This is a genomic window from Micromonospora sp. PRAS1 (assembly GCF_059553435.1).
In genome coordinates, this window is the sequence record NZ_JCANNB010000001.1 from 41675 (window position 1) to 62699 (window position 21025).

19 protein-coding genes are annotated in these 21025 nt (G+C 70.6%); 11 read left to right on the forward strand and 8 right to left on the reverse strand.

What is annotated here, in order from left to right; translation table 11 throughout:
* Positions 1 to 119: 119 nt before the first annotated feature.
* Positions 120 to 1298 (reverse strand): MFS transporter, encoded by a 1179-nt coding sequence (locus AC507J_RS00150; protein ID WP_496286945.1) that lies wholly within the window; start codon positions 1296 to 1298, stop codon positions 120 to 122.
* An 86-nt stretch (positions 1299 to 1384) separates the two neighbouring features.
* Here AC507J_RS00150 and AC507J_RS00155 point away from each other — a divergent pair, with 86 nt between their 5' ends.
* Positions 1385 to 1978 carry a TetR/AcrR family transcriptional regulator gene (locus tag AC507J_RS00155; protein ID WP_496286946.1) on the forward strand — a complete coding sequence of 198 codons (594 nt, stop codon included), beginning with the start codon at positions 1385 to 1387 and terminating at the stop codon, positions 1976 to 1978.
* A 264-nt stretch (positions 1979 to 2242) separates the two neighbouring features.
* Complete coding sequence (locus AC507J_RS00160; protein WP_496286947.1) at positions 2243 to 4096, forward strand: alpha/beta hydrolase-fold protein; 1854 nt, start codon at positions 2243 to 2245, stop codon at positions 4094 to 4096.
* Between the two features lie 77 nt (positions 4097 to 4173).
* Here AC507J_RS00160 and AC507J_RS00165 read toward each other — a convergent pair whose 3' ends face one another.
* Together AC507J_RS00165 and AC507J_RS00170 are read right to left on the reverse strand one after the other, a co-directional pair.
* A complete protein-coding gene (locus AC507J_RS00165) occupies positions 4174 to 5979 on the reverse strand; it encodes a sensor histidine kinase (RefSeq protein WP_496286948.1) in 1806 nt (601 codons plus the stop codon).
* Positions 5976 to 6683, reverse strand: coding sequence for a response regulator (locus tag AC507J_RS00170; protein ID WP_496286949.1), 708 nt, complete (start codon positions 6681 to 6683; stop codon positions 5976 to 5978). The genes AC507J_RS00165 and AC507J_RS00170 overlap by 4 nt, the downstream gene beginning before the upstream one ends.
* A 91-nt stretch (positions 6684 to 6774) precedes the next feature.
* Here AC507J_RS00170 and AC507J_RS00175 point away from each other — a divergent pair, with 91 nt between their 5' ends.
* The 3 genes from AC507J_RS00175 to AC507J_RS00185 are packed head-to-tail and all read left to right on the forward strand — an operon-like array spanning position 6775 to position 9913.
* Positions 6775 to 7980 (forward strand): efflux RND transporter periplasmic adaptor subunit, encoded by a 1206-nt coding sequence (locus AC507J_RS00175; RefSeq protein ID WP_496286950.1) that lies wholly within the window; start codon positions 6775 to 6777, stop codon positions 7978 to 7980.
* A 35-nt stretch (positions 7981 to 8015) separates the two neighbouring features.
* Entirely contained in the window at positions 8016 to 8699 is a 684-nt protein-coding gene (locus AC507J_RS00180; protein ID WP_496287351.1) for an ABC transporter ATP-binding protein, read from the forward strand.
* On the forward strand, positions 8696 to 9913 hold the full coding sequence (locus AC507J_RS00185) for an ABC transporter permease (protein ID WP_496286952.1): 1218 nt from the start codon (positions 8696 to 8698) through the stop codon (positions 9911 to 9913). Before AC507J_RS00180 ends, AC507J_RS00185 begins: the two co-directional genes overlap by 4 nt.
* Positions 9914 to 10038: 125 nt before the next feature.
* On the opposite strand, the gene AC507J_RS00190 is transcribed toward AC507J_RS00185, so the two are convergent.
* The 3 genes from AC507J_RS00190 to AC507J_RS00200 form a co-directional block, all read right to left on the reverse strand.
* A complete protein-coding gene (locus tag AC507J_RS00190) occupies positions 10039 to 10608 on the reverse strand; it encodes a hypothetical protein (RefSeq protein WP_496286953.1) in 570 nt (189 codons plus the stop codon).
* A gap of 154 nt (positions 10609 to 10762) precedes the next feature.
* Positions 10763 to 12100 (reverse strand): amidohydrolase family protein, encoded by a 1338-nt coding sequence (locus tag AC507J_RS00195; RefSeq protein ID WP_496286954.1) that lies wholly within the window; start codon positions 12098 to 12100, stop codon positions 10763 to 10765.
* Positions 12101 to 12127: 27 nt separating this feature from the next.
* Positions 12128 to 12856 carry an Atu4866 domain-containing protein gene (locus tag AC507J_RS00200; protein ID WP_496286955.1) on the reverse strand — a complete coding sequence of 243 codons (729 nt, stop codon included), beginning with the start codon at positions 12854 to 12856 and terminating at the stop codon, positions 12128 to 12130.
* A gap of 128 nt (positions 12857 to 12984) precedes the next feature.
* Between AC507J_RS00200 and AC507J_RS00205 the strand changes: the two genes are divergently transcribed.
* The 5 genes from AC507J_RS00205 to AC507J_RS00225 all read left to right on the forward strand — a co-directional run bounded on the left by AC507J_RS00205 (position 12985) and on the right by AC507J_RS00225 (position 18269).
* Positions 12985 to 13821 (forward strand): helix-turn-helix domain-containing protein, encoded by an 837-nt coding sequence (locus AC507J_RS00205; RefSeq protein ID WP_496286956.1) that lies wholly within the window; start codon positions 12985 to 12987, stop codon positions 13819 to 13821.
* Positions 13822 to 14119: 298 nt separating this feature from the next.
* The gene (locus tag AC507J_RS00210) at positions 14120 to 15469 is read left to right on the forward strand and encodes a poly(ethylene terephthalate) hydrolase family protein (protein WP_496286958.1); all 1350 of its coding nucleotides are present in this window, start codon (positions 14120 to 14122) and stop codon (positions 15467 to 15469) included.
* 246 nt (positions 15470 to 15715) lie between these two features.
* The gene (locus AC507J_RS00215; RefSeq protein WP_496286959.1) at positions 15716 to 16492 is read left to right on the forward strand and encodes a hypothetical protein; all 777 of its coding nucleotides are present in this window, start codon (positions 15716 to 15718) and stop codon (positions 16490 to 16492) included.
* A complete protein-coding gene (locus AC507J_RS00220) occupies positions 16489 to 16854 on the forward strand; it encodes a GntR family transcriptional regulator (protein ID WP_496286961.1) in 366 nt (121 codons plus the stop codon). The genes AC507J_RS00215 and AC507J_RS00220 overlap by 4 nt, the downstream gene beginning before the upstream one ends.
* Positions 16855 to 17225: 371 nt before the next feature.
* Positions 17226 to 18269, forward strand: coding sequence for a medium chain dehydrogenase/reductase family protein (locus AC507J_RS00225; RefSeq protein WP_496286962.1), 1044 nt, complete (start codon positions 17226 to 17228; stop codon positions 18267 to 18269).
* Positions 18270 to 18371: 102 nt separating this feature from the next.
* Here the strand turns inward: AC507J_RS00225 and AC507J_RS00230 are convergent, their stop codons facing one another.
* A complete protein-coding gene (locus tag AC507J_RS00230) occupies positions 18372 to 19217 on the reverse strand; it encodes a class I SAM-dependent methyltransferase (RefSeq protein ID WP_496286963.1) in 846 nt (281 codons plus the stop codon).
* Between the two features lie 141 nt (positions 19218 to 19358).
* Positions 19359 to 19925, reverse strand: a complete 567-nt coding sequence (locus AC507J_RS00235) for a nucleotidyltransferase family protein (protein WP_496286964.1) — start codon at positions 19923 to 19925, stop codon at positions 19359 to 19361.
* 241 nt (positions 19926 to 20166) lie between these two features.
* Here AC507J_RS00235 and AC507J_RS00240 point away from each other — a divergent pair, with 241 nt between their 5' ends.
* Complete coding sequence (locus AC507J_RS00240) at positions 20167 to 21006, forward strand: helix-turn-helix transcriptional regulator (protein WP_496286966.1); 840 nt, start codon at positions 20167 to 20169, stop codon at positions 21004 to 21006.
* The last annotated feature ends 19 nt before the right edge of the window (positions 21007 to 21025 follow it).

Below are 21025 nucleotides of genomic sequence, written 5' to 3' on the forward strand. Positions count from 1 at the left end.
GATAACATGTCGTTCGTCAAGACGTAATCTTCCGGAATCATGTGATCGTCGGACGTCGTACCTCTGAGGCGGCTTGATCACGCTAACAACGAGGTACCCAGCTAGGGCCCGGAGCGTCGTCAGTCGCGTGCCGCAGCCGGTGCCGGACGGGCAGCGGGGCGGATGGCGGCGCCGACCACACCGAGCGCCGCGAAGACCAGGAAGCCGGTGACATGGCCGGCCTGCTCGATCAGCACACCGGCGATCGGTGCGCCGAGGGCCTGCCCGACGGCGAGGAACAGGAATGCGGCGCCCACCCCGATGGCGGTCCGCCCGACGAACAGTTGCGTGCTCCACAACAGGGCGAGCCCGCAGAGCATGATGTAGCTGGCGCCGAACATCGCGGCGGCGGCGAGGGCCAGTGGCAGCACCGCAGGGGCGGCGGCCAGTAGCGCGGTCGCGGCGGCGAGGGCGAGCAGGGTGAGGGTCCAGGACCGTGCCAGGCCGAGCCAGGTGATCAGGTCGGCGCTGGCCGTGCCGGCGAGACCGCTGACGCCGATCACGATCCACATCACCGCGGAGGCGGTCGGTCCGGCATCGCCGAGAACGCTGATGATCTCACGCCCGAAGGTCCAGACCGGAGCGCTGGCCAAGCCCATGAAGAGCGCGGCCGACAGCAGGCGGACCGCTCCGGGCGGGCCCGATGGCCGGCGGCGGGCGGCCCCGCTCCGCGTGGTTGGCGGCGCGGCCTCGGGTTCGGTGTTCGGCACGGTCGCGGCGACCCAGAGCGTGACCGCTGCGCAGATGAGGGCGAACAACGCCCAGGCCAGCCGCCAACTCTCGGTGAACGCCAGGACGATGGGACCGGAGAGGACCACGCCGACCGCGGTTCCGGCATTGACGATCGACTGGGCACGGTCACGGTGCGCTTCGCGGACCCACCGGGCAACCGCAGCGGCCATCGGCGGGGAGGCCAGGCCGGTGCTCGACCCGGCCACCAGGATCCCGGCGGCGAGGACGACCCCGTTGGGCGCCGCGGCCACGGTGGCGGTGCCGAGCGTGGCGACGAGGCCGGCGGCCAGGGCGATCGGCCGGGCCCCGAGTCGTGCGGTCAGGACGAGGCTGATCACGATGGCCAGGCAGTAACCGAGGTAGCTGCCCGACCCGACGACTCCGGTGAGCGTGGGCCCCATCGCGAACTCGTCCTGGAACACCGGAGCGAAGAGGCCGTAGGAGAAGCGGGCGAACCCGTAACAGACGCCGATCAGGGCCGTCCCCGCGCCGATCATGGCCCAGCGGTCTGCGGGCTGCCCGCTCACGACTGGGCGAAAATGCCAGCTCACGGGGTGCTTCACCGGGCAAGAGTAGAACGATCGCTCTACCCGGTCAAATGTAGGGTGGGCCCATGCCGCAACAGGGGCGAGCGAGAGGCTCGGCGCGCGAGCGCCTGCTGCGCGCAGCGGACGAGTTGTTCTACGCGCAGGGCATCGCGACCACCGGGGTGGACGCCGTCGTCCAACGGGCCGAGGTGGCCCTGGCTTCGCTGTACAAGTCCTTCGGCAACAAGGACAACCTGGTCGCGGCGTACCTCGCGGACCGCGATCGCCGGTGGCGCGAGGTCTGGGAGTCGGAGATCTCCCGCGCTGGCGACGCCGAGGGTCGGCTGCTCGCGATCTTCGACGCGTTGCAGGCCTGGCGCAGGTCGACCGGGATGGACCACGGGTGCGCGATGTCGGCCGCCGCCGTGCAGATCAGCGATCCGGCGCATCCGGCCGTCAAGGTCATCACTGAGCAGAAGGCGTCGATGCTCCGGCGGCTGGGCGAGCTGGCCGCCGAGTGCGGGGTGTCCGCACCGGCGCAGGTGGCCGAGCAACTGCTCATCATCTACGAGGGCGTGTTGGCCCGCGCCTCGCTCGGGGACCTGGCGGCAATCCGCCACGGCCGGCAACTGGCCCACGCCCGACTCATGGCCGAGACCCTGGTCGCTCACCCCGAGTAGCGCCCGACCGTCGGCGTTCGCCGGCCGGCACTTTCGGCCCGGTGACCAGGAGCAACCGGTGCCGCAACAGACCTGAAACACCCTTGACATCGGCAGTCGTGCACGACCAAACTACGCGCCATGCTAATTCGATTTAGCTGACCCCAGTCCCACCCACCCCCCCATCCCATTGTCCGAATAGAGCAGAAGGTCCAAACAAGGCCACGAAGAGGGACCACAGAGGAGTTCGCTCAGATGGAGATAGCAATCGGAAGGCGCAGGCTCATGCGTGCCGCCTCGTTGCTCGCGGTCATGTCACTCGGTGCCGGCGCCGTCGTCTCCGCGCCAGCCGCTGCTGCCGGCAAATCCAAGATCGCCGAAGGCGCGACCGTCACGGCGGATCGCAGTTCACCGACCGGGTACACCGTCAAGTTCGTCTACCGCAACCCCAACGCCACGCAGGTCCGTCTCGCCGGCGACCTGACCCTGCTCGACGTGAACACCGGCAACACGCGGTACCAGCCGGAAGAGTGGCAGCCGGGCCGGTACCACGCCGGCGGCACCGAATTCCTCCGGGACATGACCAAGGACTCGAAGGGGTACTGGTCGGTCTCGCTCCCGCTGCACGCCGGGAGCCTCAGCTACTGGTACCGGGTCTGGGACCCGACCCAGGGCTGGGAGAACAAGCGCATCTGGGATCCCGCCTCGACGAACCCCCGCCCCCCGGGTGAGTCCTCCTTCCGGGTCCGGAACAACGACGTCCTCGACGCCGTCTACGTGCCATACGCCGACAAGCAGAACGACCCGGTGCTCAAGGAGCGCGCGGAGTACGAGCTGCCGATCAGGGACCGCTCGAAGCGCGGGACCGTCAAGTACATCCCCTACACCACGATCCTGGGCGACAGCGGCCATTACCTCGGCGTCTACCTGCCGGCCGGCTACGACCCCGACCGCGCCGAGCCGTACAAGGTCGCGTACCTGGCGCACGGCATCTTCGGCGACGAGACCGACTTCATGGTCCCGGCGAACGTCCCGCACATCCTGGACAACATGACGGCGAAGGGCGAGATCGAGCCGACCGTGGTGGTGACCATGGGGAACCACTTCACGGGTACCAGCCTCGGCTTCGCCTCGTACAACCAGACAAACGCCGCCAACAACCTGGTCCAGACGATCCTCCCCCTCATCGAGGAGCGGTACAACGTCGCCACCACGCGGGAGGGGCGCGCCTACGCCGGCTTCTCGTACGGCGGCATGACGGGCGCCCACGTGATCCGGGGTTACCCGACCACGTTCGCGTTCTACGGACACTTCTCCGGTAACCCGTCGCTGAGCACCCAGGACTACGACAACGTCGCGGCTGCGGTCGGGGACCAGGACCTCTTCGTGTTCCTCGGCAACGGTGTCTTCGAGGGCAACCTCAACGTCCAGAACGGCATCGCGAACAACTTCCGGGCCCGCGGGTACGCCGCCGCGACGACCCAGGTCCCGGGCGCGCACGACGGCATGACCGCGAGCCAGCTCTTCACCATCTTCGCCCGGGATCACCTGTGGACGGGCGTCGACTCCGTCTCGGTGACCCCCGCGAAGGTGAACCTGACCAAGGGCTGGAACTGGACCAGGCAGTTCAGCGCCAAGGTGTCGACGAACGAGGGCGTGAGCCCGGCGGTGACGTGGGCGGTCCAGGGAGCCACCTCGGCGGAGACCACCATCTCCGCGGACGGTCTGCTCTCGGTGTCCGCCAAGGAGAAGGCGTCGTCGCTCACCGTCGTGGCGACGTCGGTGGTCGACCCGACCAAGTCCGGCTCGGCCCGGGTCACCCTGAAGGCCCCGGGTACGGCGAAGACCGTGGTGAAGGCGAAGGCCGCACCCGCGTCGGTCGTCCGGGGTGGCACGTTCACGCTCGACGTCGACGTGCGGGCGCAACACCAGCACAAGAAGGCGCCGAAGCTGACCGGTGAGATCGCCGTCACCTTCGGTGGCACCACGCAGGTGATCGCGCTGACCAACGGCAAGGCCGTCGTCAAACTGCCGACCAGCGGCCTGTCCGCAGGGAACTACGCGGTCCACGTCGCCTACTCCGGTGACGCGACCTACGCTCCCGCCGCGGCAGTCCACCAACAGCTGCGGGTCCGGTAATCAGCTACGCGTTCGACAGTAGGTAGGCATGATGGGCCGGCGACTCCAGTCGCCGGCCCATCGTCGTCCCGGAAGCGTCAGGTGGGCGGTGGCGCCGTCCCGATCTCCGGTAGCCGGATGGTGAACAGGCTGCCCTCGCCGGGGGTGCTGGCCACCGTCAGGGTGCCGCCGTGCGCTTCGACCAGGTGCTTGCTGATCGCCAGCCCCAGGCCACTGCCGCCGGTCGCCCGGTTACGCGACTCGTCCGCCCGCCAGAACCGGTCGAATATCTTCGACAGGTTCTCGGCCGCGATGCCCACGCCGGTGTCCCGTACGGTGATCGTGGTGTCCTGCGCGCCGACGGTGACCGAGCCGCCGGGCGGGGTGTAGCGGATCGCGTTGGAGACCAGGTTGCCGACGATCTGGCGGAGCCGCACCGCGTCGGCCGGCAGCACCGGGTCGTCGCGGAGCTGCATGGTCAGGTCGATGCCGGCCGCCTGTGCCGTGCCCCGGTGGCTCTCCACCACCTGGGTTAGCACGTCCCGCACGTACGTCGGCTCGGGATGGATCCGCAGCGTGCCCGCGTCGGCGGCGGCCAGATCGGTCAGGTCGTCGATGATGTGCTGGAGCAGCACCGCCTCCTCGTGCAGCAGGCCGAGCAGTTGGGCGTCGGTCGGGGCGAGGTCGTCCTGGGCCGCCTCCAGCCAGCTGCGGATGTTGGTCAGCGGGGTACGCAGTTCGTGCGCCACATCGCTGACCATGGCTCGCCGCTGCGCCTCGGCCCGGTCGCGGCGGTCGACCGAATCGTTCAGGGCACGGGCCAACCGGCCGATCTCATCCGGGGTGGACACCGGGGCCGGACGCTGTCGGTCGACGGCGTCGGTGAGCGCCTGCAACGGGCGGACCAGCCGGCGGCCCACCAGCACCGTGACGATGATTGTGGCGACCAGCACCGCCCCGGTCACGGTGACGATGCGGATGGTGTTCTCGCCGGACAGGGTGAACGTGGTCTGGTCGACTCCGGTGTCCGGGGCGGTGATGAACAGCAGCACGGCCGGGGCCACGTACGGCTGGAGCATGGTCCGCCGGGACTTCTCCACGCAGCTGTTGATCCGCGCCGCGCCGGCCGTGTCCAGGTAGCCACGACCCTCCTCGACCGGCCGGGCATCACGGAGAGGGACCAGGTACGCCGTGAAGTCGGGCAGGACCTCCAGCTGCTGGGTCTTCTCGTCCAGGTCGACGCAGCGGGCCGCCAACCGGCCCAACGACCGCAGCGCCTTCCGTTCGGATCCGGTGGCCGGCACTGGCAAACCCACCCGGCAATCGGTGGCCACCTTGGTCGGGTCCGGTGTGGTCAGGACAATTTCGAATCGGCCGTTCGGCCGCCACTCGATCTCCCCGTCGGCCCCGAATCTCCGCACGCAGGAGAGTTGCTGGTCGGCCCGCTCGCGCAGGTCGGCGCGGGCGGCCGACGACACCCGGAAGGGTCCGACCGCCCGGCCGTCGATGCGGTCGGTACCGCCGGTCAGGCCGAGATCCAGATTCAGCGGATCCACCACGGCGGCCGGACGGGCGGTACGCAGCGACGGGCCGGGGAACGTGTCGGCGATGACCGTCCGGTCCTCGGTCATCAGGGTGATCCGGCGGTCCAGCTCGGCGGCACGTTGTTCGATGAGCGGCTGCACCCCGGACCAGTCCGGGTGGCTGGCCGCGTACCCGACCAGCTGGTCGTACACGCTGCGGTTCTCGGCGAGCGAACGACCCTGTTCCTGGCTGATCGCCCGGGTCGCGGTCCGGGTCGCCAGCCAGGCGGTGGCCGCGATCGCGGCGACCGCGATCAGCACGGAGGTGACCAGCAGCCGGGTCACCAGACTGTGCCGGACCGGCACCCGTCCGCCGCTCACCGCGGCGTCGCCGAACCGTTGGTCAGCTTGTAACCGACGCCGAAGACCGTGACCAACCAGGCGGGCCGCTGTGGATCGCGTTCGATCTTGCGCCGCAGGTTCATCACGTGCACGTCGATGGTTCGTTCGGTCGAGCTGCGGTCGATGCCGTGGGTGTGGTGCAGCAGTTGGGCCCGGGTGAAGACCCGGTTCGGCTGCTCCGCCATGGCCGCCAGGATGGCGAACTCGCCACGGGTGCAGGCCACCCGGACGCCGTCCACGGTGACCTGGTGCGCCGCCGTGTCGATCTCGATCGGACCGATCCGCCGCAGCCCGGTCCCGGCCGGGGCCGGCCCGCCCCGGCCCGCCCGCCGCAACAGGGTGCGGATCCGGGCCATCAACTCCCGCGGGCTGTACGGCTTGGTCAGGTAGTCGTCGGCGCCGAGTTCCAGCCCGGTCAGCAGATCGTCCTCCGTGGTCCGGGCGGTAAGCATCAGCACCAGCACGTCCGACTCCCGGCGCAGGGTCTGGCACACCTGTAGGCCGTCGAGTTCCGGCATCATCACGTCCAGCACCAGCAGGTCGGGCCGGAGCCGCCGGGCCGTGTCCAGCGCAGCCCGGCCGTCGTGTACCACCACCGCGCCGTGGCCCTCGGCGGTCAGGTACCGGCGTACCACCTCGGCCTGGCGGGGATCGTCGTCAGCGACCAGAACCTGCGCGCACATGGCGGCGATGATAGGTCCGGACATCCGCCGCGAGCGGTCCCGGAGGCGATACCTGACAGGTTTCTAACGACCGCTGGACACGCTCGTCGGCATGCATCCGAAGCTTGACGATCCGACCGAGTTCATCCCGCGCGTGCCGGATCCGCCGGCCCGGCGGCGCGGCATGCGCTGGCTCGCCGTGGGGCTCGTGGTGGCCGGGCTGGTGGCCGGGTCCGGGATCGCGGTGGCCCGGCACCGGACCGCCGCCGAGCCGGGGCCGGAGGCGACGACCGCCGTCGCGACCACACCGATCGTTCGCCGCGACCTCTCCACCACCAGGACGCTGCCCGGCACCATCGGATTCGGCGCGGCCCGCCCGCTCGCCGGGCACCTGGCGGCGACGGTCACCTGGTTGCCGCCGGCCGGTGCCACGATCAAGCGGGGCGAGCAGCTGTTCCGGGCCGACGACCGGCCGGTTGTGCTCTTCTACGGCAGCATGCCGATGTACCGCGACATCGCCGGGCGCAACCTGGTCGGCCGGGATGTGCGGATCATCGCGGAGAACCTGAGCGCGCTCGGTTACTCGATCGGTAAGCAGCCGTCGCCCGGCGAGCGGGTGACGCCCCATCCGCCGGCCGGCAACTCCACCACCGGCGGCGCTGCGGGTCCCGGAGCGGAACCGCAGCGGGTACGCAGCGACGAGGGCGTCCTGACCACGGGCCTGATCGCGGCGATCAAACGGTGGCAGACCGATCTGGGTGTGCCGGCGACCGGCACGATCCCGGTGGGGCACGTCGAGGTCTCCAGCGGCGCGGTCCGGGTGGACTCGATCACCGGACAGCCCGGCGACCCGGCGAACGCGCCACTGATGTCGGTGACCGCCGTCCGCAAGGTGATCACGGTCGGTGCCGAACTCACCGACGCCGCCTCGATCAAACGGGGGGACCGGGTCAAGGTCGGGTTGCCCGACGACCGTACGGTGCCGGCGCGGGTCGTCTCCGTCGGCCGTGATCTCGTCGCGGCCGAGAACGGCGCCACCACCGGCCCACAACTACTGACCGTGACGGTGGCCGTCGACAAACCGCAGACCATCGCCGACCTCGACTCCGGCGAGGTGCCTGTGCACTTCGCCGGGCGTACCGCCGCCGATGTGCTGGCCGCGCCGGTAGAGGCGCTGGTGGCCCTGCGCGAGGGCGGGTACGCGGTACAGACGTCCAGCGGACTGGTCGCGGTGCGCACCGGCATGTTCGCCGACGGCTGGGTCGAGATCACCGGCGCCGGGCTGACCGAGGGCACCGAACTGGTGGTACCCGCGTGACCGGCCAACCCGTGCTCTCGGTGCGCGACGCGTCGATGGTCTATCCGGGTGGGGTCACCGCGCTAAACCGGGTGAGCCTGGAGGTCGCCGCCGGAGAACTGGTGGCAATCGTCGGACCGTCCGGGTCGGGCAAGTCGACCCTGCTCAACATCATCGGGACGCTGGACCGCCCCACCTCGGGCACCGTCCACATCGCCGGTCAGGACGTCGCGACGCTTGGCGACCGCCGGCTGTCGGCGCTGCGGGCCCGGGAGATCGGCTTCGTCTTCCAACAGTTCCACCTCGCCGACGGCCTGAGCGCGGCCGACAACGTCGCCACCGGCCTGCTCTACGCCGGGGTGCCGCGTCGACAACGCCGGGAGCACGCCCTGCGCGCCCTGGCCCGGGTCGGCCTGGCGCACCGCACCGGGCACCGCCCACGACAGCTCTCCGGTGGCGAGAAGCAACGCGTCGCGATCGCCCGGGCCCTGGCCAACCGGCCCTCGCTGGTCCTGGCCGACGAACCCACAGGCGCGCTGGACACCGCCACCGGGCAGTCCGTGCTGCGGTTGCTGCGCCGGCTCAACGAGGAGGGCACCACCATCGTGTTGATCACCCACGACCGCGACATCGCCGCGTCGTTGCCCCGGCAGATCGAGATCCGTGACGGGCGGCTGGTTCGCGACGAGGTTGCGTCGTCGGCCCGGCGCGCGGCGCACGCCGTGGTGGCGGACCGGTGACCGGGCAGTCCGACCGGGCGCCGCGACCGGTCCGGCTGGCCGTGCCGGACCTGCTCGCGCTCGGCTTGACGGGCCTGCGGACCCGTCCGCTGCGGGCGGTGCTGTCGGCGCTGGGCATCGCGATCGGCATCGCCACGATGATCGTGGTGACCGGCATCCCGGCGTCCAGCCAGGCGGCGCTGCTGACCGAGTTGACCGCGCTCGGCACGAACACCCTCCAGGCGATGGCGGTGCCGGACCGCGAGCCACCGACCCGGCTGTCGGAATCGGCGGTGGGGATGGTCCAGCGGATCGGCCCGGTCACGGCGGTCAGCGCGGTCGGCAACACCCACACCGTGGTACGCCGAAACGACCGCGTCGACCCCTCGAACGGCTCCGGGCTCACCGTGCTGGCCAGCCGCCTGGATCTGCTGCCCACCATCAACGCACGGATCCGGGCCGGCAGGTGGCTGAACCCGGCCACGGCGAACTTCCCCACGGTCGTGCTCGGCTCCGTCGCCGCCGCCCGACTCGGCATCGCCGACCTGCCCGCCGGCCAGCCCCCGCCGCAGGTGATGATCGCGGACCGCCGGTTCACCGTGATCGGCATCCTGGCCGAGACCCCGCTGTCGCCGGACATCGACCGGTCGGTGCTTGTCGGTTGGGAGGCGGCCCGCAGCGAGCTGCGGTTCGACGGTCACCCGACCGTCATCTACCTGCGCTGCGAGGAGTCGCAACTGGAGGCGGTCCGGGCTGTGCTGGCCGAGACCATCTCACCGGAGCGTCCCGGCCAGGTGGTGGTGAGCCGCCCCTCCGACGCCTTGGCCGCCAAGCGGGCCACCGAGGGCAGCTTCTCCGTACTCTTCCTGGCCCTGGCCGGGGTCGCCCTGCTCGTCGGTGGCATCGGGGTGGCCAACACGATGGTCGTCTCGGTCCTGGAACGGCGCGCCGAGATCGGCCTGCGACGGGCGCTCGGGGCGACCCGTGGGCAGATCCGAGGTCAGTTCCTCACCGAATCGGTGGTGCTGGCGGCGCTCGGCGGGCTGGTCGGCACCGCGACGGGCCTGCTCGCCACCGTCGGGTACGCGACCTGGCAGGGTTGGCCGCTGGTGCTGCCCGGCGAATCGGCCGTCCTCGGGGTGGGCGGGGCCGTCGTGATCGGCGTGCTCGCCGGTGTCTACCCGTGCGTACGCGCGGCTCGGCTGCCCCCGACGCAGGCCCTCGCCGCCGGCTGAGCTGCCCTGCTGGCGGTGTCCCGCCCTCCCGGTCCAGCTACGGGACCGGATCACTGCGGGCGAAGGGCGATACGGACGAGCGCGGCGGCCGGGGATCGGCCGCCGCGCTCGCTGTTCGTCAGGCGTCAATTCGACGCGGCGGCCACCTTGCGCTCGCACTCGGGGGCGAACTCCAGCCCCAAGCTGATCGAACGGGAGTCGTTCTGGTCCCCACCGAGGGAGATGGAGATGCCGTCCGCGTCGACCTCCACGTACTTGACGCCCTTGTCCTTCAGGCAATTCACCACGGCGAGCGCGAAGTCCCGGGCCTCCGGGTTGGCCGGGTCCTTCTCCCACGGCGGCAGTGGATAGAACTGCGGCTCACAGATCCGGTTCGCCGCCTCGAACTTCTCCATCTCCGCCGCAGTGGTCGGCCGGGGCTTGCCGCCCCCGGGCGGGCTGGTCAGACCCTGCTCCTGCATGCACTTGTAGTACGGCCCGAGCATCGCCTCGAACTCCTCCGACGTGGTGTCGAGCCGCTCGCGCGGACGCTGTTCCTTCGGCTGCGCCGAGCCGGTCCGTTCCGGCTCGGGAGTCTCCAACGTGGCCACCTGCGCCGCGCCGTCGTCCGCCTGCTGCTCGTCGCTCGTTGCCCCGCAGGCCGAGAGCGCGACAAGCATGACGGCACCCACCCAGACCGCCCGACTCCTCCGCATGACATCGCCCCTTCCGTCCGGTCGACCCGGGAGCGTCCCGGGCCACTGCGGCCGGCCTTCCGGCCCGGCCGGAGCCAGCCTTCCGAGCGGAAGTGAGGAAGATGTCAGGTCTCCGGGTCTTCCGGCAGCGCGCCATCCGTCGTGCCGCCCGAGATCATCCCGAGGCGACGGCCGCGCGAATCGCGTCGCGGGATGCGGTCACCTCCCGGCGCAGTTCGTCCAACTCCACACCGACGAGCCGCCCGCCACTCTTGCGCACCCGACCGGCCACCACCACGGTCTCGATGTTGCGGGGATCGGCCCCGAGCACAAGCGTGCCGACCGCGTCGTTGAGCGGCATCGTGTTGATGTCGTAGGCGTTGACGACCAGCAGGTCCGCCTGCTTGCCGGGGGTGAGCGAACCGGTGACGTCGCCGAGCCCGTTGGTCCGGGCACCCTGCACGGTGGCGAAGTCAAGCACGTCGCGGGTGGTGATCCGGTACGGCGTGCTTCCCGTGCCGTAGGCGGCGTTCACCGCGCGCATCCGCTGGATGGCGTGCAGCGTACGCATCTGGGTGAACATGTCGCTTGCCAGAGCCACCTCCACGTCGATGCTGAGCCCGGGCCGGATACCGACCGCCAGCGCCTCGTCGATCGCGGGCACCGCCGTCTCCAGACCGATCTGCGCCTCCGAGGTCGGTGCCAGCGACACGGTGACCCCGGCGTCGCCCATCGCCCGCCACGCCTGCGGGGTGAGGCCCGTGGCGTGGATCAGGGTCAGCTCCGGGCCGAGCAGCCCGTTGGCGGCCCAGCTCAGGATCGCCGTGGCGGACGGCACGCCGAACACCGCGTCCACGCTGACGCCGAGGTCGAGATCGCGGGCGACGGCCGCCAGCTCCGGCCCGTAGGCCAGGGCCGGCCCGGCGATCTCGTCGGTGGCCAACGCCGCCAGGCGCAGCGTCACCAGGCCGCCGTTCGCACCCTGGTACGCCGCGCACAACCGCGCCAGGTCACCCGGCCACTGGCGGTCCCAGTCGTCGAAGTGCGGTCCCATCGAAGCGTGTACGCCCCGGATGCCGGTGTCGACAAGCGCCTGGATCGCCGCGTCCGAATGCGCCGCCGTACGCGAGTTGTGCGAGAAGTCAAGCATCGTGGTGATGCCGGCGTCGAGGGCGGTGAGCGCGGCCAGCCGGGTGCCGACGTACATGTCGTGCGGCGTGTACGCGGGCGCGCTCCCGGCCAGCGTCGACGTCACGTACGCCCCCAGGTCGGTCACGTCGGGGATGCTGCGGCGCAACTGCGCCTGCCAGGCGTGCCGATGGGTGTCGACGAATCCGGGGCTGACGATCCGGCCGGACGTGTCGATCACGGTTGCGCCCGCCGCTTCCGGATGCGACCGCAGATCCCGGCCGACCGCGACGATCCGGTCCTCGCGGACCAGCACGTCACCCCGGTCCAGGTCGCCGATCGCGGGGTCCATGGTGACGACCGCGCCACCGCTGAACAACATCATCTCCAAGGCTCCCTTCGCTGTCTGTGGTCACCGGCGGTGCAGGACGTATCCGGCGTGGTGCAGCACCCCGTCGATGAACCGGCCGTACGCCCAGAAGCCCAGGTCGTCGCGGTAGACGATCCGGTCACCGTCGATCCAGAACGCCCCCTGGTACGCGTGCGGCCGGCCGCCCCGCGTCTCGTCGTACCGGCCGTCGGCGGTGAGTTCCTGGTGCAGGAAGCCGGTCTCGTCGATCCACATGCCGAGGTAGGGGCTCTGGACCGAGCGGGGGCGCAGGTCGGGCTCGATCGGGGCGGGCGTGAGTCGGCGACCGTTGACGAGCGCGATCTGCCCGTCGACGACGATCGCGGCGGCCTGTTCCGGCCGCCAGACGATCATCTCCAGGGCGGACGCGCCGGAGGTCGGGCCGGCGACCAGGGCAAAGGTGGCGGGATTTCCGGGCGTGAGCGCACCGACCCGGTCGACTGGACGGACCCGCAGGCCGGCGACGGCGACACCGTCGATGACCGCGGGCACGATGGCCAGGCCGGTGCAGTCGACGACGATCGCGCCGTCGTCCTCGGCCGCGGTGTGCAGGCCCGGACCGACCGCGACGATCTCGTCCGCACCGATCAGCAGGTCGGCGGCGGAAAAATCACCGATCAGCGGGTCGAGCGTGTGGATTGTGGCGTTCACGAACATCAGTGGACGGTGCCGGTCACCGCTGTTCCCGGTGATCTCCGCCAGCACCGCCTCGTCGAGCATCGGGCTGCTCATGGCGTACCTCCTGGGGTTGGGGCTCGTGCTTTCACCGTCACCGGCGGCGGAGCCGGCAACCAGGCCGGGCCCAACCAGGGTGCGACGCACCCTGCCTGGCCGTAGCCCGCGCGGCTACCGTTTGTGGCATGCCGACCACCGCGCTCGGGGCGTTCCTCACCGCTCGGCGGGCCCGGCTCACGCCGGGCGACGTCGGCCTCGTCTCCAGTGGCACCCGGCGCGTCGCGGGGCTGCGGCGCGAGGAGGTCGCGGTGCTGGCCGGGGTGAGCGTCGACTACTACACCCGGCTGGAGCAGGGCCGGGAGCGCAACCCGTCGACGTCGGTGCTGGCCGCCGTGGCCCGGGCTCTCGACCTCGGTCCGGACGCCCACGACCATCTCTTCCGGCTGGCCGGGCTCTCGCCAGGGGACGCGCCGGCACCCGCCCGGCCCCGGGTCGGGCAGAGCCTGCGGGAACTGCTCGACGCCTGGCCGGACACCCCGGCCGTGGTCATCGACCGGCGACTCAACCTGCTGGCCGGCAACGCGTTGGCCGCCGCGTTCTACGCGGACTTCGCCGAGGCGGACAATCTCGTCCGGATGACCTTCCTGGACCCGGCCGGCCCGACGTTCTTCGCCGACTGGCGACGCGCCGCCGAGGCGTGCGTGGCGAACCTGCGCCTGGCCCTCGGCCATGACCCGCACGACCGGCAGGCACAGGAACTGGCCGAGGAAGTGGGCCGGGCGAGCCCGGAGTTCCGCCGGCTGTGGGGGCGGCATGACGTGCAGGGCAAGACACACGAGGCGAAGACGTTCCGGCACGGCACAGTGGGCGAACTGACGTTGTCGTACCACGCGTTCGACGTGCGGGACGCCCCCGGCCAGCAGTTGATCGTGTACCGCGCACAGCCGCACAGCCGCAGCGCCGAGGCCCTGCAACTGCTGGGCACGCTGGCCGCCAGCAGCTGGCTCCGATCCTCGCTCTAGTGCGCTCTGCCGCCCTCTCGCGGGTGGGTGCGCTCGCCCGCCAGCGGCGCCGAGCCCGCCGAGCCGAGCGCCGGCCGAAAAAATTACCGGTCAATTCCCGGAAACTACCGGTTGAGAACCTTGAAACTTTCTGTCAGCCTGAGAGCCATCGATGGATGTGATCGCTAACACGATCCTTGAGCTCCCAGGAGCCGCCGCACCCCGCCCACCCCTCACTCACCCCCACCACCAGGAGGTACCGACAGTGCGAGGACAGGCACCGCACCCCCCACCCCCGGGGAACACCCAGGCTGACCGAGTGTCCCCCGGCTTCCGAGGACGGCTGTCGAAGCTCGCCACGGCCGGGATCGCAGTCGCCGTCGGGTTGTTCACCGTGACGGTGGCGACCGGATCTGCGTCGGCCGCCGACAACCCGTACCAGCGGGGCCCGGACCCCACCCGGACCAGTGTCGCGGCCGTGAACGGCCCCTTTGCCAACACGTCGGTAAGCGTCCCGACCGGGAACGGCTTCAACGGCGGCAGGATCTACTACCCGACCGACACCAGCCAGGGCACCTTCGGGGCCATCGCGATCTCGCCTGGTTACACCGCGTTGTTCTCCGCCGAACTGGCCTGGATGGGGCCGTGGCTGGCATCGCACGGCTTCGTCGTGATCGGCATCGAGACCAACAGCCGTAACGACTTCGACACGGCCCGAGGCACCCAGCTGCTCGCCGCGTTGGACTACCTGACGCAGCAGAGCCCGGTACGCGACCGGGTCGACCGGAACCGGTTGGCCGTCTCCGGTCACTCGATGGGCGGCGGTGGGGCGCTGAGCGCAGCCATGCGGCGCTCGTCGTTGAAGGCAGTGGTCGGCATCACGCCGTACTCGCCGTCGTCGAACCTGGCCAGCAACCAGGTACCCACGATGATCATCTCTGGGCAGGCGGACACGGTGGTCACCCCGTCCTACGCCCTCGGCCTGTACAACAGCCTCCCGGCCAGCACGGAGAGCGCCTACCTGGAGGTCGCCGGTGGGGATCACGGCTTCATGGTCGGACGGTCGAACCCGGTGCTGATCCGGACCATGCTGCCGTTCCTGAAGATGTTCATCGACAACGACGCCCGGTACAGCCAGTTCCTCTGCCCGCTGCTGGACAACAGCGGCGTGGTCACCTACCGCAGTACGTGCCCGTTGCTTCCGCCGGGGCCGACCACTCCGCCGCCGACCGGCACGCCGACGCCGACCCCCACCACCACCCCGACCACGCCACCATCCGGCTCCGCCAACGAGATCGTCGGCGCGCAGTCGGGCCGCTGCATCGACGTACCCAACGCCTCCCGATCCAACGGCACCCGGGTCCAGCTCTACGACTGCAACAGGCAACCCAACCAGTCATGGACCTACACCCCGGACAAGCAACTACGGGTGTACGGCGACATGTGCCTGGACGCAGCAGGCTCCGGCAACGGCACCGCAGTCCAGATCTACAACTGCCACAACCAGACCAACCAGCAATGGAACATCAACTCCAATGGCACCATCAGCGGCGTCCAGTCCGGACGATGCCTCGACGTCTGGAGCACCGCCAACGGAGCCCAGGTCCAGCTCTACGACTGCCACGGACAAACCAACCAGCAGTTCCGGCTCGCGCCCCTCGCAAGATGATCTCGATTGACTGATGGACAACCTGTTCGAGGGCGTGCCGGTCCACTCGCTGCGGAGCGAGATCCAACCCTCCTGAACAGGCCGGACTGAAACGGGCGGGCTCGACTCAGGTCGGGCCCGCCCGGCTCAGTCACCCGCTTCCCACGGTCGCCACGTTCGTGACAGCGCCCCACCCCGGGGTTGACATTGTCGCATGCTATGACTCATCTTGTTGATACAAAGCTTGCGACATACGGAGGTGGCGGCATGCCACAGGCAGATCACCCGGAGGCCAGGCAGTGGCTGGCCCGGCACGGCCTGGCCGAGGTCGAGCCGACCCCGCTGCTCGCGGCGCGGCTGGCGGCAAGACGGCGCGCCAAGCTCGTCGACAGCATCCTGCTGGCCGCGTTCCTGATCGGCGCGGCACTCACGCACGCGTTCCGACTCACCTATGCCACGTCCTCCTGGCCACCGCTGCTGGCACTTACGGCGTTGGTGGTCGGCTTGCTGGTGGCGCAGTGGTTCCTCGGCCGGTGGGTACGACGCGTCGACCAGCGGGCCGGCGCGCAACTGTCCCGACGGGTCGCCCACCCGGTCAAGCTCGGCTGGCCAGCGGTGCTGGACCGGCCGTACGCCGTCTTCACGGTCGCCGCCTTCACCAGCGCCGTGCTGCTCGCGGTGAGCGTGCTACCGGTTTCGGACTCCGCCTTGCGGTACGGGGCGACCGTCGTGCTGATCGGTCTCGCCGGCACCGCCGCCGGCACCGTCATGCAGCTGCGCCAGATACTGACGAGCCCGGCCGTGGCGGAGGACGAAACGTCGCTCACCGCCGATATGATCATGCGGGTCGAGGACGCCCGCGCCCTCGTCACACCCAGCCTGGTGTGGTCGCTGCCGACCATCTTCCTGTACGGCGAATCGCTCGGCTGGTGGAACGCGGTCTCACTGGTGCTCGTGGTGGCGGGCACCCTCGCGCTCTGCCTGATCCAGACCCGGACCACGGGTGCCGGGACGGCGGCACGGCGAGCCCTGGCCACCCGATGATCGTCATCGACGCGACCTCCCCGACGCCACCGTACGAGCAGCTCCGGGCCCAGCTCGCGAGGCAGATCCAGGATCGCTCGCTCGCCGTCGGCACGAGACTGCCGACCATCCGCCGGCTCGCGGCCGACCTCGGCCTCGCCGTGAACACCGTCGGTCGGGCGTACCGGGAGCTGGAGGAGGCCGGGCTGATCGAGACTCGCGGGCGGGCCGGCTCGTTCGTCTCGGCCGCCGGTGAGCAGGCCCTCGAACAGGCCCGCCGGGCCGCTCACGACTACGCGGCGGTCATCACCAGGATCGGCGTCGATCCCGCCGAGGCGATCCGGATCGTCGAGGCGGCACTGGGCCAGACTTCGACGCCATAGAACCGCCGGCTACGCACTGCCGCTAATCGCCGGCGAGTGACCTGCGGCGGGCGTCGCCGGCCTGAGCCGCGTCGCCGACGGGGCCATTCCCCATCCCCCGGGCGACCGCGCGCAGCGACAGGTTGGCCGCCTCTCCGCGGCGAGGTAACGGCGGGGCGGCCCCTCTGATCTCGTTGATCATCTCCGTTTCCCTGGCCGGCAGCCAGACAGGCCGGCGGGTTTCGCCTGCCCGCGAACAGGTCATTTGACGATCGGCGCTCTCATGCGAGAGCATGTACCTAGTTCGAGAGCAGTGCTCTCATATCTCGCCTGATCCACGGCGCACGTGGGCTCACCTGCGTGAGTAGGCAGCCGAACCGCTTGGGGGTGTCATGGGCAACACCGTTGCCGTGCAAGCGACCGAGATCGTGCTACCCGGTGAGGTGGTGCCGGACGGTTTGCAGGTCCGGGTCCGTGACCTGCCGGCTCCCGGCGAGGGGCAGGTGATGGTGCGGATGGAGGCCACCGGCGTGTCCTTCGCCGAGCAGCAGATGCGCCTGGGCACCTACTACGATCAGCCGCCGTTTCCCTTCGTGCCGGGCTATGACGTGGTGGGCACGGTCGCCGCCACCGGCCCCGGCGTGGACCGCGCGCTGCGGGGTCGTCGGGTGGCCGCCGTCACCAAGGTCGGCGGGTGGGCCAGTCACCTGCTCCTCGACGCCGGGGACCTGGTGCCGGTGCCGGACGGCGTGTCCGCCGCCGCCGCGGAGACCGTACTCGTCAATGGCGTCACGGCCTGGCAGATGCTGCACCGTAAGGCGGCGGTCGGCAAGGGTGGGACCGTCGTGGTGCTGGGGGCCAACGGCGGAGTCGGCTCCACGCTCGTGCAACTCGCCCGGGCCGCCGGAATGACGGTCATCGGCACCGCGTCGGCCAGGCATCACGACGCGGTACGCGAGCTGGGCGCCATCCCGGTCGACTACCGCGAGCCGGAGATGTACCAGCGGATCCGCGAGCTCGCCCCGAACGGGGTGGACGCGGTGTTCGACCACGTCGGCGGGGCGGGGCTTGCGCAGTCGTGGCGGTTGCTGCGGCGCGGCGGCACGCTTGTCAGCTACGGCGCCGCAGCGGCGAAGGGCCAACCGGGCAACCCGGTGCTGGGAATACTGAAGCTGTTCGGCCGCATCTACGCGTGGCACCTTCTGCCCAACGGCAGGAGCGCGCACTTCTACAACTTCTGGGCCGGCAGGCGCCGCCGCGCCGCGTTCCAGGCCCGACTGGCCGAAGACCTCACCCACGTGCTGCGCCTGGTCGCTGACGGCACGTTGACTCCGCAGATCGCCGCCCAGCTCCCGCTCTCCCAGGCCGGAGCGGCCCTGGCGCTCGCCGAGTCACGGACCGTCATGGGCAAGGTCGTCATCGTCGCCGAGGCGTGACCGCGAACGCACCACCAAACATCGAAACCTCTGGAGGACCCGCATGACGGCGACGACCCGATAGTGGACCTGCCCACCTGATCCGGCTGGGCACGCCTAGGGTCATCCGGTGCGGCGGGCGGCCCACACGGTGCGCTCGGTTCGGACGGCGAGGTCGGTGCGGCGCAGGATGCTGTGCGGACTGTCGGTGTCGAGCAGTCGGTCGAGTGCGGCGAGGTCCTCGGGGGCGAGGACGTCGGTGACGCTGTGGCGGATGCGATGGAGGCTACCGAGGGCGTAGGCGCCGACGGCCGGGTTGCCCGCCCCCTCGATGTGCGCGGTGATCCGGCGCTCGCCTTCGACTGTGAATCCGGCGGCGGCGAGCATCGGCCCCCAGTCGGTGCCACGGTGGGGTATGCGCTGGGCGTGCCGGTGGTCGCTGGCGGCGTGGCAGCGTTCTTCCAGGCCGGGGCGGTCGTCCGGGGCGTTCTCGGGGAGGAATCGTGGGAAGCCCGCCAGTTCGACGACGGCGAAGAGGCCACCTGCGGGCAGCAGGTCGTGGACCGTGCGCAGGACCTGGTCGGGGTGGGCCATGTGGTGCATCGAGGCGGAGGCCCACACCAGGTCCGGGGTACCGAGGTCGGGCCAGTCGGGCTTGTCGAGGTCGATCTGTACGGTGCGTACCCGGTCCGCCTCGCCCCGGGCGTACGCCTTTTCCCGCAGACGGTTGAGGTGCCCGGCCGAGGAGTCGACCGCGGTGACGTGCGCGTCGGGGAAACGGTCAAGCAGGGCGAAGGTTCCTGCTCCGGTGCCGCTGCCCAGATCCACGATGTGGCGCGGGGGTGTGTCGAGGGGGAGCCATGCCGTGATCTCGGCGAGCTGCGCGGCGAGGACTTGCGCGTCCAGGTCGAGGATTTCGGCCTGCCCGGCGTCGTGGCTGTCGCCGTGGTGGGGTGCGTGGTGGGCCATACCCGCGACGTTAAGGCGATCATGCGGCTGTGGCACGGTCGCTTGCCGATTGCGCAAGGCGATGGGCGACCAGGCTGCCCGACGCGCCAGCGTCCTGCGTAGCCGGGTGAGGCGGGGTTCACCGGTGTACCGGTTGCGGCGTCACCGTTCGTCGATGTCGTACCCGGCGGCCACGTCACCGCACTCGACCACGGTGACGTGGGCGGCGTGCCGGCGTAGGTATGCCCGGGCTCCCTGGTCGCCACGGGCGGTGGTGATGATCTCGGCCCAATGGTCACGACCGAGCACCACCGGATGGCCCGGTTCGCCGTCGTAACAGGCACGGGTCAGGCAACCGGCGTGTGCCTGCGCCAGCAGCCGGGCCACCGCCGTCGCGGAGACCCCGGGCATGTCGACCAGGTGCACGCATACGGCCGAGACATCCGGTATGCGGGTGGCCGCGGTGAGGCCGAGCCGTAACGACGATCCCATGCCCTCGGCCCAGCCCGGATTGTCGACCAGCAGAACGCCTGCCAGGTCGACGACGGCTCGGGTCTGACGGGCTCCGGCGCCGAGAACTGCGATAACCGGGTCACAACCGCCGTCGCGGAGCACACCGAGGGCCTGCCCGAGAAAAACGGGTGCTTTGGGGCCGCCGTAACGGCGGCCCGCCCCACCGGCCAGGATCAGGCCAGCGACCCGCTCCCCCGCAACGTCGGGAGGACTCACCTCAACCTGCCGATCTTGTCGTCATGTCGCATTGATCCGATCTTGTCGTCATGTCGCATTGATTCTGCCCGCTCTTCCGGGTCGTACCATCGATCGTCAAGCGAAAGCGCCGCGGCGACCACGGCCTGTCGATCAAAAGCTCAGCGAGTCACCGCTGCGGATCGAGATGGGGGGATCGGCGGAACCTGGTTCCCTCTTCGCCCAGGCGGTAGAAACCAGCAGTACGCGAAAGGGGAGCGTCGTGATCGATCGCAGCGGGCTGGCGCAGTTCCTCCGCAATCGGCGGGAGGCACTGCAACCAGAAGACGTCGGTCTGCCGCGCGGGCAGCGTCGCCGGACCAACGGGCTACGGCGCGAGGAAGTCGCCGCGCTCTGCCACATGTCGGCCGACTACTATTCCCGGCTTGAGCGGGAACGCGGCCCCCAGCCTTCCCACCGGATGCTCGCCTCGATCGCCCAGGGTCTGCACCTGTCGCTCGACGAGCGCGATCACCTGTTCCGCCTGGCCGGCCAGAACCCGCCCCCCAGGGGCTCTTCCGCCGACCACATCAGCCCCGGCCTGCTGCGGGTGCTCGACCGCCTGGACGACACCCCCGCCCAGATCAACACCGAACTGGGCGAGACCTTGCGACAGTCGCCGCTGGGCGTCGCGCTCACCGGAGACACGACCCGCTACACCGGGCCGGCCCGGTGTGCCGGGTACCGATGGTTCACCGACCCCGCCAGCCGGCAGATCTACGCGCCCGAGGAGCATGCCTTCCTGAGCCGGATGTACGCCTCCGGGCTGCGCGAACTGGTCACCCTCCGGGGGCCGGGCTCCCGGGCGGCACACCTGGCCGAGCTGCTGCTGGCCCGCAGCGAGGAGTTCCGGCGGTTGTGGGACGACCACGAGATCGGGATACGACCGCACGAGGTCAAGCGCTTCGTCCACCCCGAGCTCGGCGAACTGGAGCTGAACTGCCAGCGGCTGGTCGACCCGGGCCAGGCCCACGTGCTGATGGTCTACACCGCCACCCCCGGCAGTGAGAGCTACGACAAACTCCAGATGCTCTCCGTCATCGGCACCCAGAAGCTTCGCTGAGCTCGCCCACGACGACGGG